This window comes from Streptomyces sp. XD-27 (assembly GCF_030553055.1).
In the GTDB taxonomy this organism is placed as follows: Bacteria; Actinomycetota; Actinomycetes; order Streptomycetales; family Streptomycetaceae; genus Streptomyces.
Map to the genome: position 1 here is coordinate 1,240,256 of NZ_CP130713.1, position 15,712 is coordinate 1,255,967.

The 15,712-nt window shown below is 68.1% G+C and carries 17 protein-coding genes, 1 tRNA gene and 1 pseudogene; 11 read left to right on the forward strand and 8 right to left on the reverse strand.

Features of this window, described 5'->3' with window-relative positions; genetic code table 11:
* Nucleotides 1-655: 655 nt before the first annotated feature.
* The 5 genes from Q3Y56_RS05280 to Q3Y56_RS05300 are packed head-to-tail and all read left to right on the forward strand — an operon-like array spanning nt 656 to nt 5,450.
* Nucleotides 656-1,867, forward strand: coding sequence for a site-specific integrase (locus Q3Y56_RS05280; RefSeq protein ID WP_304460799.1), 1,212 nt, complete (start codon nt 656-658; stop codon nt 1,865-1,867).
* Nucleotides 1,864-3,462 carry a hypothetical protein gene (locus Q3Y56_RS05285; RefSeq protein WP_304460800.1) on the forward strand — a complete coding sequence of 533 codons (1,599 nt, stop codon included), beginning with the start codon at nt 1,864-1,866 and terminating at the stop codon, nt 3,460-3,462. Before Q3Y56_RS05280 ends, Q3Y56_RS05285 begins: the two co-directional genes overlap by 4 nt.
* Nucleotides 3,365-4,345, forward strand: coding sequence for a site-specific integrase (locus tag Q3Y56_RS05290; protein WP_304460801.1), 981 nt, complete (start codon nt 3,365-3,367; stop codon nt 4,343-4,345). Before Q3Y56_RS05285 ends, Q3Y56_RS05290 begins: the two co-directional genes overlap by 98 nt.
* A complete protein-coding gene (locus tag Q3Y56_RS05295; RefSeq protein ID WP_304460802.1) occupies nt 4,342-4,746 on the forward strand; it encodes a hypothetical protein in 405 nt (134 codons plus the stop codon). The genes Q3Y56_RS05290 and Q3Y56_RS05295 overlap by 4 nt, the downstream gene beginning before the upstream one ends.
* The gene (locus Q3Y56_RS05300) at nt 4,644-5,450 is read left to right on the forward strand and encodes a hypothetical protein (protein WP_369696711.1); all 807 of its coding nucleotides are present in this window, start codon (nt 4,644-4,646) and stop codon (nt 5,448-5,450) included. Before Q3Y56_RS05295 ends, Q3Y56_RS05300 begins: the two co-directional genes overlap by 103 nt.
* 63 nt (nt 5,451-5,513) lie before the next feature.
* Here Q3Y56_RS05300 and Q3Y56_RS05305 read toward each other — a convergent pair.
* Nucleotides 5,514-5,767 (reverse strand): annotated as a pseudogene (locus Q3Y56_RS05305) (transporter); the annotation flags it as partial.
* A gap of 181 nt (nt 5,768-5,948) precedes the next feature.
* Here Q3Y56_RS05305 and Q3Y56_RS05310 point away from each other — a divergent pair.
* Nucleotides 5,949-6,482: a tyrosine-type recombinase/integrase gene (locus Q3Y56_RS05310; RefSeq protein ID WP_304460804.1), complete on the forward strand. Its 534-nt coding sequence runs from the start codon at nt 5,949-5,951 to the stop codon at nt 6,480-6,482.
* A 1,337-nt stretch (nt 6,483-7,819) separates the two neighbouring features.
* Here Q3Y56_RS05310 and Q3Y56_RS05315 read toward each other — a convergent pair.
* The 3 genes from Q3Y56_RS05315 to Q3Y56_RS05325 form a co-directional block, all read right to left on the reverse strand.
* Nucleotides 7,820-8,029 carry a type II toxin-antitoxin system prevent-host-death family antitoxin gene (locus Q3Y56_RS05315; protein WP_304460805.1) on the reverse strand — a complete coding sequence of 70 codons (210 nt, stop codon included), beginning with the start codon at nt 8,027-8,029 and terminating at the stop codon, nt 7,820-7,822.
* Nucleotides 8,030-8,293: 264 nt separating this feature from the next.
* On the reverse strand, nt 8,294-8,476 hold the full coding sequence (locus Q3Y56_RS05320) for a hypothetical protein (RefSeq protein ID WP_304460806.1): 183 nt from the start codon (nt 8,474-8,476) through the stop codon (nt 8,294-8,296).
* A gap of 37 nt (nt 8,477-8,513) precedes the next feature.
* Nucleotides 8,514-9,074, reverse strand: coding sequence for a hypothetical protein (locus Q3Y56_RS05325; RefSeq protein ID WP_304460807.1), 561 nt, complete (start codon nt 9,072-9,074; stop codon nt 8,514-8,516).
* 531 nt (nt 9,075-9,605) lie between these two features.
* On the opposite strand from Q3Y56_RS05325, the gene Q3Y56_RS05330 reads away from it, so the two are divergent.
* Nucleotides 9,606-9,860: a helix-turn-helix domain-containing protein gene (locus Q3Y56_RS05330; RefSeq protein WP_304460808.1), complete on the forward strand. Its 255-nt coding sequence runs from the start codon at nt 9,606-9,608 to the stop codon at nt 9,858-9,860.
* Nucleotides 9,860-11,098 (forward strand): site-specific integrase, encoded by a 1,239-nt coding sequence (locus Q3Y56_RS05335; protein ID WP_304460809.1) that lies wholly within the window; start codon nt 9,860-9,862, stop codon nt 11,096-11,098. The genes Q3Y56_RS05330 and Q3Y56_RS05335 overlap by 1 nt, the downstream gene beginning before the upstream one ends.
* A 73-nt stretch (nt 11,099-11,171) precedes the next feature.
* Here the strand turns inward: Q3Y56_RS05335 and Q3Y56_RS05340 are convergent.
* Nucleotides 11,172-11,245: transfer RNA gene (locus Q3Y56_RS05340), tRNA-Pro, on the reverse strand.
* Between the two features lie 247 nt (nt 11,246-11,492).
* Between Q3Y56_RS05340 and Q3Y56_RS05345 the strand changes: the two genes are divergently transcribed.
* The gene (locus tag Q3Y56_RS05345) at nt 11,493-11,786 is read left to right on the forward strand and encodes a YiaA/YiaB family inner membrane protein (protein WP_304460810.1); all 294 of its coding nucleotides are present in this window, start codon (nt 11,493-11,495) and stop codon (nt 11,784-11,786) included.
* 60 nt (nt 11,787-11,846) lie between these two features.
* Here Q3Y56_RS05345 and soxR read toward each other — a convergent pair whose 3' ends face one another.
* Nucleotides 11,847-12,308, reverse strand: a complete 462-nt coding sequence (soxR, locus tag Q3Y56_RS05350) for a redox-sensitive transcriptional activator SoxR (protein WP_304460811.1) — start codon at nt 12,306-12,308, stop codon at nt 11,847-11,849.
* Between the two features lie 55 nt (nt 12,309-12,363).
* On the opposite strand from soxR, the gene Q3Y56_RS05355 reads away from it, so the two are divergent.
* Complete coding sequence (locus Q3Y56_RS05355; protein ID WP_304460812.1) at nt 12,364-13,080, forward strand: transketolase; 717 nt, start codon at nt 12,364-12,366, stop codon at nt 13,078-13,080.
* Between the two features lie 107 nt (nt 13,081-13,187).
* On the forward strand, nt 13,188-14,114 hold the full coding sequence (locus Q3Y56_RS05360) for a transketolase family protein (RefSeq protein ID WP_304460813.1): 927 nt from the start codon (nt 13,188-13,190) through the stop codon (nt 14,112-14,114).
* A 140-nt stretch (nt 14,115-14,254) separates the two neighbouring features.
* On the opposite strand, the gene Q3Y56_RS05365 is transcribed toward Q3Y56_RS05360, so the two are convergent.
* Together Q3Y56_RS05365 and Q3Y56_RS05370 are read right to left on the reverse strand one after the other, a co-directional pair.
* Entirely contained in the window at nt 14,255-14,611 is a 357-nt protein-coding gene (locus tag Q3Y56_RS05365; RefSeq protein ID WP_304460814.1) for an MmcQ/YjbR family DNA-binding protein, read from the reverse strand.
* A 144-nt stretch (nt 14,612-14,755) separates the two neighbouring features.
* Nucleotides 14,756-15,691 (reverse strand): alpha/beta hydrolase, encoded by a 936-nt coding sequence (locus Q3Y56_RS05370; RefSeq protein WP_304460815.1) that lies wholly within the window; start codon nt 15,689-15,691, stop codon nt 14,756-14,758.
* Between the last annotated feature and the right edge of the window lie 21 nt (nt 15,692-15,712).

Sequence of the window (15,712 nt, forward strand, 5' to 3'; positions counted from 1 at the left end):
CTCCGTCGCGGTCGCCACCTGGGCAGACTCCTTAACCAATACCGTCACTGCCGGAGCGTAACCACCCAGGCACATAGGGATAGCGTCAGGCCGCAGGGGTCACACAAGTACCAGTATCTCCGACCTGGCTACGGCCCGCTGCAAGTCCTCAGGACTCACGGACACCGTGGTCAGCGGATTACGGAAGGGACATCTTGGCAGGGGCCAGTCGGTGCGGGCTTCCGCCCGCACCCTCGCGCGATCTCGACCAGGACGCGCTTGGTCAAGGTCCCCTAGTGGAATAAATGCCTCCCTGACCTCGATTGTTACTTCCAGCGATCAAGGTGGGGTGGGGAGGGCTCATGAGCAACCTGAAGGTCTTCAGGGTGAGAGGCGGGCAGGCGACGGAGGTGCCGGGGGCGTCCGTGAGGGTGGAGGTCGAGCTGCAGCGGCTGATCGAAGCCAACATGGAGGCGATGCTCGGCATCCGCTTCCTGGCGACTGAGTACGGCACCGGCCATCACGGAGACCGGATCGACTCCCTCGGGCTAGACGAGAACGGCACGCCGGTCATCGTCGAATACAAGCGCAACCGCGACCAGGACCTGTTGACTGAACTAGTAGCGGAGTTTCCGCAGGTCAGTGACCTGTTGGCGGAAGCGTCGTTGAGTCGGCCATGGAGGCATCGCGAGACCTGGCGGCCCTGTCCGTCCCTCTGGTCGGGGAACTGGTGGCCATGGATGATCCGTGGGAGCCCTACCGGCTCATCGACCCCGCCGGGGAGCCGGTTGAAGGAGCGCGCGCATTCCTGCGGGACCTGCAAGGAGCCGGTCGCTCGGCGGCGACGGCCCGTTCCTACGGGATGGACCTGCTGCGCTGGTTCCGTTTCCTCTGGGCTGTCAAGGTGCCGTGGGACCGAGCGAGCCGACTCGAGGCGAGGGACTTCTCGCGCTGGCTTCAAGTCGCCGGCCAGCCGAGGCGCCCGCACTGGCGACGCCCGAGCGAGGCGGGCCGGTGGGCCGCAGGTGGCAAGCCGTACGCACCATCGGTGCGAGCGCACAGTGAGACAGTGCTGCGGAGTTTCTACGACTTCCACCGCGACATCGGCACCGGACCGGTCCTCAACCCGTTCCCGCTGGACCGAGCACGTCGCGGTCGGCGGGCCCACGCCCACCACAACCCGATGGACCCGTCCCGCAACGAACGCACCGGGCTCTACCGGCCGAGAGTGCCCAAGCGGGTGCCCCGCAGCGTCCCCGACGAGGAGTTTAACGAGATCTTCGCCCGGCTCCCGTCGCACCGCGACCGGGCCCTGGTCGCCTTCTACATCTCCACCGGCGCGCGTGCCAGCGAACTGCTCAGCGCCTGGCAGGCCGGTACCGATCCGGGGCGTCAGCTGATCTCGGTGGTCCGCAAGGGCACCGGCGAGGTCCAAGAACTCCCCGCCTCGACCGATGCGTTCGTCTGGCTGCGGCTCTACCAGCTGGAGATGGACAACGCGATCCCGCGCGGGCGACGCCTGCCGCTGTGGTGGACCCTGCGTTCCCCATCGAGGCCGCTGACCTACCACGCGGTTCATCGCATGTTCGAGCGGGCGAACGCCCAAGCGGGGACGTCCGCGACGCTGCACGCGCTGCGTCACACCGCCGCGTACCGGATGGCCGAGGACCCGAGCCTCCCCCTCACCGACGTCCAATTCGTCCTCGAACACGCTCAGTTGACCACGACACAGCTTTACCTCACGCCTCGCAAGGAAGTGGTGATCCGGCGGCTGCTGGCCCACCATGCTGAGCAGACACGGCAGGCAGCCGCCCGCATCGCTCCACCTCCGGCAGCCGACTACCGGCCGGAAAGCCTCGATGTGCTGTTCGGAACCGGTGCCCGATGACCATCACCTCGTCGCCGAGCGCCAGCCGCCGCACACCGGCTGCTGGACTGGAGCCTCAATTCACCTGCGCGATGGTCGCCCGGCAGCGCTTCCCCGCCCGCAGTGTTCCCAACAACTGGCCGGGCACCGAGCGCTCCCGCGCCGAGGCGGCCCGGCTGCTGTCCCGGCCGCCCTACACGCTGGAGAACGCCGGCAGCGAACTGCACCACAAGCACGGCATCGTCATGGTGCTGGACTGGCTGGAAGATCAGCCCGGGCAGACTTGGCAGGAGCGGTGGAAGGCCAGCGGCATCGAGCAGGCCGGTGCCGCCTGGCGGCCGGTGATCAAGCAATGGCTTCACGAGCGCGGCCTGAGGGCAGACTGGCGCATGCCGGTGGTGGGCCGGGCCCTGACGACGCTGATCAGTGCTGAGCTGCTGCGGCCTTCGGTGGACTGGCTGGCCGCCGGGGCCAGCCGCCAAGGAGTGCTGGTCCGCTCCATGGCACACAGCCGAGACCCAGACGGATTTGAGCGCTTGCGAGAGCTGGGTGCTCAAGCTCACGGCGTGCGGCCGGGCGCCGTCACTACAACGCTCTGCCGCAGCGCCCTCATCCTCGCGGCGAAGGGCGGCACGATCGCCGACATCATCATCGGGGACGTCCTGGAACTTCTTGAGACCCAAGCCGTGGTGCTCAAGCGGGCGATGGCGGGGACCGAGGTGTTCTACCGCCTGCTTCACCAGTTCGGAGCCCTCGGAGAGGATGCCCCGCGGAATCTGCGCGAGGTCCGCAACCTGGGACAACGGACCCCGGAAGAACTGATCGACCGCTATGGCCTGCGCTGCCGTGCTGTCCGTGACCTCCTGGTGGACTATCTCCGTGAACGTCAGCCCGCGCTGGACTACAACAGCTTGAAGTCCCTCTCCTACCACCTCGGCAAACGCTTCTGGCAGGACATCGAGCACCACCACCCCGACGCCGACAGCCTCCGCCTCGCCCCGGACGTCATCGGGCAGTGGAAGCAGAGGACCCGCACCAAGGACAAGACCGTCACCACCCCCGACGGCCGCCGCACGAGCACCAAGGTCGAGAGGCTCAACCACCGGGACACGCTCACCCAGGTGCGGGCCTTCTACCTCGATCTCGCCCAGTGGGCCCTGGAAGACCCCGGCCGCTGGGGCCCTTGGGTGGCACCGAGCCCGGTGAGGGCTGACGAGTTGGAGAACCGCAAAATACAACGACGGCGCAGAGCCAGGATGGACGCCCCGCACCCGCGAGCGCCTGCCTGTCCTGCCCATCCTCGTCCGCTCGGTCGACCAGCGCCGCAGGGACGCCGCCGCGGTAGTGGAAGCAGCCCGCCATGCCGACCCCGGCGAGGAATTCACCGCTGCCGGTCAGCAACTCGTACGCGCCGTGGTCCCGCACGGAACGGCCGGCCGGATCTGGGCCGAGGACCCACACACCGGAAAACGCCGCGATCTGGGACTCGAGGACGAGCGCGCCTTCTGGACCTGGGCGGTGGTCGAGGTCCTGCGGGCCACCGGCATCCGCATCGAGGAGCTGCTGGAACTCAGCCACCACAGCCTGGTCCAATACCGGCTGCCCACGACCGGTGAACTTGTCCCCCTTCTGCAGATCGTTCCGTCCAAAACGGACACCGAGCGGCTCCTGCTGGTCAGCCCCGAGCTCGCCGACGTCCTCAGCGCGATCATCTGCCGAGTCCGGAACACCACCGGCGCCGTTCCCCTGGTCCCCTCCTACGACCGCGGCGAATGCGTGTGGCAGGAGCCCGCCCCACTGCTGTTCCAACGGCGCATCTGCGGCGAGGACCGGGCGTTCACCGACGAAACCGTCCGCACCATGCTGGACCAGGCGCTCATCGACACCGGTCTGACCGACGCCGCCGGCGCCCCGCTCCGTTACACACCACACGACTTCCGACGGCTGTTCATCACCGATGCTGTCCTCAACGGGCTGCCGCCGCACATCGCCCAGGTGATCGCCGGGCACCAGGACATCAACGTGACTCTCGGCTACAAGGCTGTCTACCCCGAGGAGGCGATCCAGGCACACATGGCCTTCCTAGCCCGCCGCCGGTCCCTCCGCCCAAGCGAGGAATACCGCGTGCCCACCGATGATGAATGGCAGGAGTTCCTCGGCCACTTCGAGCGACGCAAGGTCTCCATCGGTGCATGCGGCCGCGCTTTCGGCACGCCCTGCATCCACGAACACGCTTGCGTCCGCTGTCCGATGCTCTGGCCCGACCCGGCCCAGCGTGACCTACTCGTCGAGATCCGAGACAACCTCCTCGCCCGTATCGCCGAAGCCGACCGTGAAGGATGGCTCGGGGAAGTCGAAGGACTTCGTATTAGTCTCGCCGGGGCCGAGGACAAGCTCGCCCAACTCAACAGGCGGTGCGCAACCGGCATTGGTGTCGACCTTGGCATGCCACCCTTCGCGAAGACCACGGCTCGTACCACTCCAGGAGACCGCTCTTGATCGTTCTCGATACGAATCAGCTTGAACATGTGGCGTTCCCGCACGGCGCTGTGCTGGGCATGCTTCGCAAAATTGCTGAGCTACAGCAACAAAGCTTGGCGATTCCGGAGATGGTCGTGGTGGAGCATGTCGCTCACTACCGACACCGAGTGGAGCAGGCTCTCACAACGGCTCGCAAGGCACTTGCCACCCTCGATAAGGCATTCGACCAAGACCTGTTGTCCCACCCCTTGAGAGGCTTTCCGCAGATGCAGCCGCCGCAAAACAGCAGGCCGCCCTCGGTAAGAGTTTCAAGATCTTGCCAACTCCTTCCGGAGCCGCTGAGGAAGCTCTACGCCGAGAAGCAAACAGGATCGCGCCGGCCGAACAAGTCTGGGAGGTCGGTAACGGGAAACCGATGAAGGCCCGTGGTGCCAGGGACGTCACAATCTGGCTCACACTCCTGGAATGCGCACGCTCGACTGATGCCCCAGTGTGGTTCGTCTCGCAAGATGGAGATTTTGGCAAGGATGACTTCCACGCCGTGCTGCGCGAGGAGGCGGAGCGAGAGTTGGGCAGCGGCGCGGGGAGGCTGAGGTTGTTGCACGGTGGAATCGATCAGCTTCTGCGCGAACTTGCCGAACGGACGCAGAAGCCAGCAGAGCTGGCCAGAATGCTCAAGGGGCCGGTTGTCGTCTACGCCGTGCATATTGCACTCACGGAAGCGGATGTCTTTGCCCGCCTGTTGCCCCGGATCCCTAGGGATCCCAATTACACCGCTATTCCCTATGGCTCGGTGGCCCTAGGCTCTCATGACGTGAAAAGGACCGAGACCTATAAGGTCGGAGACCGCCTCTGGGTCAGCGCACAACTCAGATGGCAGGCGGCCGCAAATTTCGAACGCTTCATGCAGCCTTCAGCTCCAAAATCTCTCACTCCAGGTATTGAATTCAGCTTCGATGCCACGGTCCTCCTTGAGATCGAAAACGGTGAGCCGAGATCAGCCGAGGTCGTGTCATTGGGGCCGCTCACTGTCCTTGCGGTCACGGATGGCTTGGACGATCGAAACGGCCCCTGGGCATCGGCGACCTGGTGGGTTCCCCGACGGTTAGGCGAAGCCTCGTAGCCGAACCCGGCTCCACGGCGTCTTCACCCAAGGGTCTTCACGGATGAGAGACGGGAAGCTCGGTTCAGAGAAAACGCCTGCGTCGGTACTCCGCTTGTGCTCGACGATCACCGGAGCGCCGTTCTCGTCGATGCCCAGCGAATCGATCCGGCCCCCGTGGACGGGCCCCGTGCTGTACTCGCTCGCCAGAAGCGCACCCCGAGCATCGTCTCCATATTTGTCTCGATGAGGTCCTGCACATCTGCCTCGACCTCGGCAAGACGCGGCGCGACTTCGGTCACGCCGCTTTCCGTGTTGAACAGCTTCAGGCCCGACACCTTTCCCTCCCCGATCTTGATGCCGGAGGAAAACGCCACAGCCCATCAGGATTATTTCCCGACCCGGCGACGGCCTCTACAAACCGGCGGCTGCTCCTCCGCCAGGAGCAGCCACAGTGCACCTGCCGCTGACTTACGCACACCCCGTGCATACGTTGCGAGTCACCGTCCAGAGGGAGCCATGCCACTCGCCACCACTCAGCAGTGCGCCGCCGCCTGGAACGTCAGCCCCTCATACGCGCGCCGCCTCCTCGCCTCGCTGGAGGCAGTAGACCGCGACCTGGAAACTGGAGCCCTCTTGTACGACAAGACCGAACCCGAGGAAGCCCGAAACAACCGCCCGGGCCGAGGACACCGGACGGACCTCGCCAGCGGTGAGGCACTGTCTTCGGCTCAGGAGCTCGCAGCGTTCACGAGCAACGAGAACATCCCAGCACATCTCCGCGCGCTCGCACTCCTCCTCTGGGAGAACGAACTGCGCCTCGACGACGCCCTCGCCCTCAACGTCGAAGACGTCACCGTCGACCGCCGCGAACAGGAGCTCCCCGAAGCCACAAAGGGCCGGCGCCGCACAGTGCCCTTGAGTGAGCAGGCAGCGACGCTACTCCGAGAGGTCATGGGCGAGCGCGAACACGGGCCAGTCTTCGCGCTCCCCTCCGGTCGGCGACCGGGCCGCGAAACCATCGCCGCCCAGCTGCGGCAGAGCACCCAGTAAGGCCCTCAGGCCATCCGCCGCGGCGGATTCCACGCCCGGGACGCAGGTAGCCGCAGAGGGGCCCGCTAAAGCGCAACGGAGCCGCCCGCTGTCCCGAATCGCTCGGGACAGCGGGCGGCTCCGTCTATGCCTGACGACTCGCCAGAACAAGCGTCGAGCGTGCGTCAAACGAGCGTCATCTCAGCGTCAAGATATCGCCCGTAACGCACATAACGCGCACCACAAGCGCATCCGCGACTCTGCCCCTTCGCCGAGGGTGGGACTGCCAGCCCTCAGGGGACAACTCTTCACAGTCAACTTGAGTGCACTCACCTCAGGGTCGCGAGTCGGCAAAGAGGCGACATAGTCTCCTTCGGCTCCTGCCCGCCTGCTGCCCTCCGCCCCGCCATGGCCTCGCTCACGGCGATCCCTCTGGATCTAGCCCAGAGGGAGCCGACATTACCTGTAATCGCCACTCGGATCCTGCGGACCGCGCCGGTGCCGGCCACCTCCTTCGCCGCGGCGACGATCCAGGCGCTTATCAGCCGGAACTGCGTGGCGTACGCGGGAGTCCGACCGAAGGTCCAGCACCGTGCCGCCAGGAGCCCCCAGGCACGGTCGACCATCAAGGCCCTGGAGCACGGCGGCGAACGCCTGCGGGTCCCGGCCGTCGCGCCGTACGCCCCGATCACGGCGATGGCGCGGCGGGCGGGCTTCGGGTGGCGCCGCGCTCCTTCGCCGCTTCGCGGGCGGTGCGAAGCGCGACTTAGGCCAGGTCGACGCCGGACAGCTCCGGCCATCCCCGGCCGACCGCTCGATGGGGGTGCTTGCCTCGGTCATCCCGGCCTCCTACCGGCGTCCGTAGGTCATCAGCGAGCTGCGGGCGCCGCTGGAGCTGAAGGGCGCGCCGCACCGGGCCGGAGCCATAGATGCGCTCCGCCCTGTCGCGGCCCATGGAGTCGACGCGGGGGCCTCCCAGTCGCCGTCGAACCGGCTAGGTGCGGGCACGGACCTGCTGGATGCGGTGACGGCGGGCGGCCACCTCCTGGGCCCCGCGCCAGCCCTCCACCGCCGCGGCCCGCTTGACCGGGGTCGGGCGGCACACTTCAGACGCAAACCACAAATCGCGCACCTTACGCGATTCACCATTGAATGTTATCCATTCGTGACCCTATGCAGCGGAAGCGGCACTGCGCCCCCGGCGGCAAAGCCGGGGGCGCAGTTGAAGACGGGTCAGACGCTGAATCGCTCGGCCGGGACAGCGGCCACAATCGGCCTTCCGCGCTTCACCAGGAGCGCAGCGCACCGCAGTTCGCGCACGTCCTGAATGATCGTCCCCATGGCGTGCTTTGCCTGGGTCAGGGTGTACCGCTGCTCTCCGCCGGGCAGGGGCCGCTCTCGATCACGGACTCCGCGTATTGGGTCGCGCTGACGATGATCACAGCGGGTCGGCCGTTGCGGCTGACGTGCTGGGGGCGCCCCTCGCTCGCGGCCCGAATCCGCTCGGGGAAGGCGCGGTTCAGGTCCGTGGCGGTGATCTGGTCGCCGACGGGAGGCGTCGCATTCATATCGCATAAGGTACGCGATTCGATTCGTCGGCGCGGCCGACTCGGCTACACCCGCACGCGTAGAACTATGGGCGGCCCTCAGGCCGGGGGCCGAAAAATGATGCGTCCGATGCGTCATCGCAGGTCGCACGCGTCCTTGCGACGTGTCCGGCACCGTCACATCCACACATCACCCCACGGCCCGCAGCTACGTCGCACCGCGCCCCAGGGCGGCTCTGACGCACCACGACATGACGCTGTCACAGCAGTGCCTCATCACGGACCTCAAGCCACCCGGCCGGCCTCGTCCGCTCCGTAGACGTCCTCGGGGGCGAGAAGCATGATCGCGGCGTCGCCGTCGAGAGACAGGCGCAGGGAGCGGGCGAGGATCTGGCCCTCGGGCTCTTCGTCCTCGTTGGCGAACTCGGTGTCGCTATAGGCGTCGCGATCCACGATGCTAGCCGTCACCGACCCCATCAGACACGCCCTACGGGCCGTGCCGCCGTCAGCTGCGGGTGACGCTGTAACCGGTGTCGCGGAGTGCGGCGGTCCACACGTCACGGTCGAACCATTTGGTGATGTCGGGCTGCATAGAGGTGATGGCCTGCATCCGAGCCTGCCAGTTGTGACCGGCAGGGCCTCGACTGTCCTTGCATCCCGAGCAACCGTCCTCGCCATGGATGTGGCCTGCCATCCACGCGTTCACAGCGACGTTGACGATGACGCCATACAAGTCACCGCCGGTCTGTTCCAGCGCGTCCGGAACACCAGCAAGGATGACAGCCAGCTCAGGATTGTCGACGGGTGGCATCGGCGCCTTGCCCACGCCGGCCTCGGCGCTGCTCTCTTCGAACTCTCGTTGCTGCTGGGCGATACGGTCCGCGAGCGCCGCTGCGTCGAAGTAACTCCAGACGGAACGCCCCTGAATGCCCAGCTGCTCGGCGACCTTGCGCATGTTCTGTTCGATGGTGTCCGCGACCGCGCCCGGACGGGCGGTCACGCCGCGGCGGGCAAGCTCCGAGAGAGTCTTCGCCACAGCTTCCTTGAACGCCTTGGTATTCCTCACGGACACATCGTAGGGACCGTCCGCCCGAGGCGCCGGAGATCAGGACACTCGTTCCCTGCGGGCTCTTCCCTGCCATGAGGGTGGACGCCCGGAATACAGGCGTGCTCATGATCCTTCCCCCTCTTCCTGCGTACCGGCTCGGCGCTTATAGCACGGGATCCCCGGTTAGCGAAACCGGGGATCCGCCGCATCATAGATGGTCCGCCGTCAGTCCCTGACCAATACGTCGAAAGGCAGCACAAGACCAGACAACAACTGCACACGCCACCACCCGCCTGCTCGACGAGCTGACGCCGGATGAGCCGCTGATACGCCGCACCGTAGCCGAGCTAGACCCGGTCCCGGACCATTCCAAGGACCTGGTTCCGAGCACAGCTGCATATCCAGGTCGGCGGTGCCGTGATATCCGAGCCTCCCCAGGCAAGAAAAACCGCTCCCCCAAAGTGCTCCGATGCTGTGTCGTGCACCCGCAAATGCCAATGTCAGCGATTCACCACATTGCAGAGCCAGAATTCCGCACACAGGACGTACATGCCCCACACCGCACCACCCGCTATAACCGCAACCGCCGCCTCCTCCGAGCTGTTGGCAGGCGACACCTACAGCACCAATGAACTTGCCCGACTCCTGAAGGTTGACCCCTCCAGGGTGCGCCGCTGGCGCACCGTGAAGCCCCCGCAATGCCCGCCTTTCATCGTGATGTCCGGGCGGCACATCCTCTACAGCGCCATCGATGTCCAGCAGTGGCTGACCGACCGCCGCGTCGAGCCCGCGAAGGCGGCCTGATGGCGCAGCAGACGCCACCGATAGGCGTGAAACTGACGGTCGACGTGGAGTACCGCGCCGGCTTCCCCAACCCGCACCGGGCCCGGGTCCGCTGGTTCGACCCTGAGACGAAGAAACGGCTCTCGCGCTCGGAGATGCTGCCGGACGAAGACGCCGCACAGGCATGGGTCGATCGCATGGTACGTGCCGCCAGCCGTGGCGCCACCCCTGCGATGGCGACGATGTCGCTGGCCGAGTATGGCGATGAGTACTGGGACTTGGCGATGCGCGGCCTGGAAGCCAAGACCATGGACCCCTACGGCGCCGGCTGGCGGCTGCGCGTGGTCCCCACCCTCGGCCACCTGCAGGTGCCCACCGTCAGCCACGGCGTGATCGACCGCGCCGTCTACGGGTGGATCGCCGACGGACACGGCCGCTCCAGCGTGAAGAACACCATCGCACCCCTGGCCCGGGTGATGCAGCAGGCGGTGCGCGACGGCATCATCGAGGTCAACCCGGCGCAGATCACCGGCTGGCAGAGGACCTACCAGCAGGCCGAGGACGAGCTCGATGACCCCCGCTCCCTCGCGCTGCCGGACTACAAGGCGCTGGAGACCCTCGCCGATGCGCTGGTAGAACGCTCGGCCGACCAGTTCCTGGGCTGGGGCAGCGTCGTCCGGTTCGCCGGCTGCACCGCGGCCCGGATCGGCGAGGTCTCCGGGGTCCGGGTCCAGGACATCGACCGCGACGCCTGGACCTGGGAGGTGTGCCGTCAGACCACACCGGGACCCGGCGGGCTCATCGACAAGGGCACCAAGGGCAAGCGCCGCCGCACCGTACCGCTGATCCCGGAGATCCGGCCCCTGGTCGCGGCACGCCTGGACGCAGTGGGCCACGACCCCATGGCCCGCCTGTTCACCGGCCCGCGCGGGGGCCGGATCACCACCGCGGTCCTGCGGGACGCCACCCACTGGGACGAGGTCGTCCTCAAGCTCGGCTACGAGCACCTGCGCCGCCACGACATGCGGCACACCGGCCTGACATGGATGGCCGACGCCGGGGTTCCGATCCATGTCCTGCAGAAGATCGCCGGGCACGGATCGATCACCACCACCCAGCGCTACCTGCATCCCAGCAAGCGGTCGATCCACCTGGCCGGCGCTGCACTGAGCAGCTACCTCGCGGGCGGTCAAAAGGCCGTTGGTCCCAAACTGGTCCCAGAGCCCGCCCCGCAGCGCCATCTACGCATCGTCAGATGATCTTGCGGCCGTAACGCAAAATAGCCCGCTGACCTGGAATTTCTTCCTGATCAGCGGGCTGTTCTCTGCACCGTCGGGACGACAGGATTTGAACCTGCGACCCCTTGACCCCCAGTCAAGTGCGCTACCAAACTGCGCCACGTCCCGGTGCTTGCTCGGCTCGGGGTTTTTCCCCTCGCCGACCGCGCATGAGAACAATACCGCACTTCAAGGGGTGGTCGCCTCCACCTCCGTCGTCGTGCTTCGTGGCGGTGGGGGCGCGCCGTGATCTTCTCGGGCGAGTGCCGCAAAGATCAGGTGTGGTGATCACGTTTGGTGATCGCGTGCGGGGGCTCAGGCCGGTCTGAGTAGGAGTACTCATGTGCTTGCGTCACGGAGCGCGCACCCTACGTGCATGACAACTCCTTCCATCCAGCGGCCGACGACCACCGCTTTCTTCGTCCAGGCCGCGATCTCGTTCGGGATCTCCTTGGCCGCGGTGGCGTACGGCATCGTCAAGCTGCCGCTCGGGACCTGGGAGCGGGGGTTCCTCGCGCTCGGATTGGTGTTCGTGGTGACGTCCAGCTTCACGCTAGCCAAGTGCGTGCGGGACCGGCAGGAGGTCGAGGAAGTGACCAACCGGGTGGACAAGGCACGGATCGACAAGCTGCTGATCGAGCAGGACGTGTTCAAGCCGGGGAACGTTTGAGTCCGACCAGCGGTGGCCCGCCGGTCCCGCCCTCCGGGGTGGGCGGCGGGCCGTCGTGTGTCAGGAGGGCTTCGGGTCGTCCCCCAGCAGGTAGCGCGCGCCGGCGCCGGCGTCCGCCGCCTCGTCCTCCGGGTTGTAGAGCCCGCATTTCCGCAGCGACAGGCAACCGCAGCCGATGCAGCCGGTCAGTCTGAGCTTGAGCCGCTCCAGGTCGGCGATCTGCTCGTCGATGCGGTGGGTCCAGGTGCGGGCGACCGCGTTCCACTGGGTGGCGGTGGGGGCGCGGTCCTCCGGCAGGCGGGCGAGCGCCGCGCGGGCCTCGTCCAGGGACAGGCCCACCTGCTGCGCCGCGCGGACGAAGGCGACCCGGCGCAGCGTGGCGCGCGGGAAGCGGCGCTGGCCGCCGGCCGTGCGTTCGGCGTGGATCAGGCCCACCTCCTCGTAGTAGCGCAGCGCGGATGTCGCGAGGCCGCTGCGGGCGGCGAGTTCGCCGATGGTCAGCCGGTCATGCTTCGAGGTCATGGCCCCGGAGCCTAGCGCTTGACTTCAAGTCGACTTCAAGTTGCAGGGTTGCCTCATGACTTCGACGACGACTTCCCCAGCAGTTGAGGGCGGATACGAGTACGCGGATCTGCCGCGGCTGATGAGCGCGATGACCGGAGACGAGAAGCACGGCCCCGCCGCCACCTCCACCCTCGACGCGCTCTGGGTGCTCTACGACCGCGTGCTGCGTGTCGACCCGGGCGCCCCGGACGCGGACCACCGGGACCGGTTCCTGCTCTCCAAGGGCCACGGGCCGATGGCGTACTACGCGGTCCTCGCCGCCAAGGGCTTCTTCCCCGTCTCCCTGCTGTCCGGCTTCGGCTCCTACGAGTCGCCGCTGGGGCACCACCCTGACCGGATGCTCGTGCCGGGCGCCGAGATCGGCAGCGGATCGCTCGGGCACGGGCTGCCGCTCGCCGTCGGGACGGCACTGGGGCTGCGCGCCCAGGGGCGCGACGAACCCGCGGTCTGGGTGCTGATCGGCGACGCCGAGCTGGACGAGGGCAGCAACCACGAGGCCATCGCCTACGCGGGCGCCGCCGGGCTGGAGCGACTGCACACACTGGTGATCGACAACTCCTCCGCCACCCATGGCTGGCGCGGCGGCATCGCCTCCCGGTTCGAGGCCGCCGGATGGACCGCCGCGACCGTCGACGGGCGCGATCACGACGCCCTGTACGCAGCCTTCACCGCCCCGCACCCCGGGCGGCCGCACGCCGTCGTCGCCCGCGTCGAGGCCAAGGGCTACTGAGCCCCCCTCCACTTTTGGGCTCTTTTCCTTCTGTTCCTTCCGCTTCGCCCTCTTTCCTCTGCTCTTCGCTCTTCATCCACTCCTCTGCGTCCTGAAAAGGATCTTCCATGGACACCATGCGCGAGCGCTTCGCCGCCGTCACCTCCCGCCTCCTCGACGACGACCCGCGGCTCGCCGTCGTGCTGGCCGAGATCGGGAAGGACGGGTTCGCCGACGCCGCCCGCGACCACCCCGACCGCGTGATCAACGTCGGGATCCGCGAGCAACTGCTCATCGGCGTGGGCGGCGGGCTGGCGCTGACCGGGCTGCGGCCGATCATGCACACCTTCGCCAGCTTTCTGGTCGAGCGGCCCTTCGAGCAGGTGAAGCTCGACTTCGGGCACCAGGGGACCGGAGGTGTCCTGGTCAGCGCCGGTGGGTCCTACGACTGGCCGGCGGGCGGCTTCACCCACATGGCGCCCGGCGACGTCGCCCTGCTGGACACGCTGGACGGCTGGACCGTCCATGTGCCCGGTCACCCCGACGAGGCCGAGGTCCTGCTGCGGCACGCTGCCGCCGCCGGTGACGACAAGGTGTACGTACGGCTGTCGGCGCACGTCAACACCGTCGGGCTGCCGGTCACCGGAGACCGGTTCCACACCGTGCGCGAGGGCAGCGGCGGCGTGGTCGTCGCCGTCGGGCCCATGCTCGACAGCGTGCTGGCGGCCGTCGCGGGGCTGGACGTCACCGTGCTGTACGCCACGACCGTACGGCCCTTCGACGGCCGGTCGCTGCGTGCCGCCGTACGTCGCGCCGCCGGAGCCACCGCCGCGGCGGACGTCGTCCTCGTCGAGCCGTACCTCGCGGGCACCTCCACGGCCGCCGCGAACGATGCCCTCGGGGACATCCCGCACCGTGTGCTCGGCCTGGGCGTCGGCCGTCGCGAGCTGCGCCGCTACGGCACGATCGAGGAGCATCTGGCCGGGCAGGGGCTCGACCCCGCCTCGCTGCGCGAGCGGGTCTCCGCCTTCCTCCCGCTCGCCGCCGCCCGCTGATCGTCCGGCCGGCGCCGGCTGGTCGACCAGTCAGTCAGCCGAACGGGCGGCCCGACGGGCAGCCGGGCGCGACGTACCGCCTGTGCCGGGGCGGCACCGGCGCGTCAGGGCCCCGTCGCGCCGGTGCCGCCCCGGCCGCCTCACCCCTCGGCGACGCCGCCGGGGAACGCTTCCGCGAGCTTGCGCGGAGCCGCCTGGCGCCACGAGTCGTGCAGGATGTCCCGCAGTTCAGCGGTGTCGTCCAGCGCCGCCAGCCGGACCCGTACCCACGCGAAGGCGTCGTCGTGGCCGGGGCGGATGAAGAACTTCTCCGGCTCCGACGCGATCAGCTCCGCGCGCTCCTCCACGGGGCACTTCACCCCCACGGACGCGTCGTCGTCGGCCAGCGACGCGAAGATCTTCCCCTTCACCCGGAAGGTCGGTATGCCCCAGGCGAGCTTCTCCTCCGTCTCCGGCAGCGCGAGCGCGATCGTGCGGACGTCCTCGGCGGTGGCCATGGGCCCTCCGTTCCAGCGGTCACCTGCGTACGGCGTGCCAACCGCTCGCACGGCTCATACGACGACGAATACGCATGACGAACACGACGTCATGCGACTACGAAGACCGTAGCCCCGCCCACTGACAACGCGCCCCGGCAGCCGTCACACGTGCCGGTCCAGCCACGCCAGCAGGTCCTCCTGCACCTCGTCGCGATTCGTCTCGTTGAGGATCTCGTGCCGTGCGCCCTGGTAGCTCTTCCACGTCAGGTCCCGGGTGCCGATGTAGCGGAAGTCCTCCAGGAGTTCGTACACCAGGGTCATGCGCTGGTTGCACGGGTCCTCCGTGCCCACGGCGATGTGCACCGGCAGCGTCGCCGGGATCCGGGCCTGGTTCCGCGGGTCGTTGATCTTCCGCACCGCGCGCACCCAGTCCAGCGACAGCCCGGCGCTGAACGGGAAGCCGCAGCGCTCGTCCGCCGCGTACGCCGCGACCTCGGCCGCGTCCCGCGACAGCCACTCGAAGCCCGTCCCGAACTCGTACGGGTCGTTGAAGGACGCGAAGAGCGCGGGGATGAAGGTGGACAGGGCGGTACGGCCGCGCTGCGCGATCTCGCGTTCGACGTGCGCGACCGCCTCCTCCGTCTCCACGCCCGGGAACGACCGGAACGTGCCCGACAGGATCAGCCCGGCCAGTTCCTCGCCGTACTCCTGCGCGCTGTCCCGCGCCAACATCGATCCCAGGCTGTGGCCGAACAGGACCAGCGGCAGGCCGGGGTGCTCGGCGCGCGCCTGGTCGCCGATGGCGCGCAGGTCGGAGACGATGGCGCGCCAGCTGTCCTCGCCGACGACGCCGTAGCCGCCGGCCGTCTGGGCGGTGGCGCCGTGGCCGCGGTGGTCGGAGGCGATGACGGCATAGCCGTGCGCCGCGAGGAAGCGGGCGAACCGGTCGTAGCGCAGGGCGTGCTCCGCGGCCCCGTGGGCGATCTGGACGAGGGCCCGCGGTTGACCGTTCTCCGGCAGCCACGTGTACGTGGCGACGCGCACGCCGTCGGGGGCGTGCAGATGACCGGTGCGGTGGGGGGTGCCGGTGGCGGGCATGCCGTGTCGTCTCCTGGGCCG

Coding starts and splice junctions, on each gene's coding strand:
- Q3Y56_RS05355 (WP_304460812.1), top strand. CDS start 12,364: ATGACTTCGACGACGACTTCCCCAGCAGTTGAGGGCGGATACGAGTAC.
- Q3Y56_RS05365 (WP_304460814.1), bottom strand. CDS start 14,611: ATGGCCACCGCCGAGGACGTCCGCACGATCGCGCTCGCGCTGCCGGAG.
- Q3Y56_RS05370 (WP_304460815.1), bottom strand. CDS start 15,691: ATGCCCGCCACCGGCACCCCCCACCGCACCGGTCATCTGCACGCCCCC.
- Q3Y56_RS05315 (WP_304460805.1), bottom strand. CDS start 8,029: ATGAATGCGACGCCTCCCGTCGGCGACCAGATCACCGCCACGGACCTG.
- Q3Y56_RS05360 (WP_304460813.1), top strand. CDS start 13,188: ATGGACACCATGCGCGAGCGCTTCGCCGCCGTCACCTCCCGCCTCCTC.
- Q3Y56_RS05285 (WP_304460800.1), top strand. CDS start 1,864: ATGACCATCACCTCGTCGCCGAGCGCCAGCCGCCGCACACCGGCTGCT.
- Q3Y56_RS05335 (WP_304460809.1), top strand. CDS start 9,860: ATGGCGCAGCAGACGCCACCGATAGGCGTGAAACTGACGGTCGACGTG.
- Q3Y56_RS05280 (WP_304460799.1), top strand. CDS start 656: ATGGAGGCATCGCGAGACCTGGCGGCCCTGTCCGTCCCTCTGGTCGGG.
- Q3Y56_RS05345 (WP_304460810.1), top strand. CDS start 11,493: ATGACAACTCCTTCCATCCAGCGGCCGACGACCACCGCTTTCTTCGTC.
- soxR (WP_304460811.1), bottom strand. CDS start 12,308: ATGACCTCGAAGCATGACCGGCTGACCATCGGCGAACTCGCCGCCCGC.
- Q3Y56_RS05330 (WP_304460808.1), top strand. CDS start 9,606: ATGCCCCACACCGCACCACCCGCTATAACCGCAACCGCCGCCTCCTCC.
- Q3Y56_RS05310 (WP_304460804.1), top strand. CDS start 5,949: ATGCCACTCGCCACCACTCAGCAGTGCGCCGCCGCCTGGAACGTCAGC.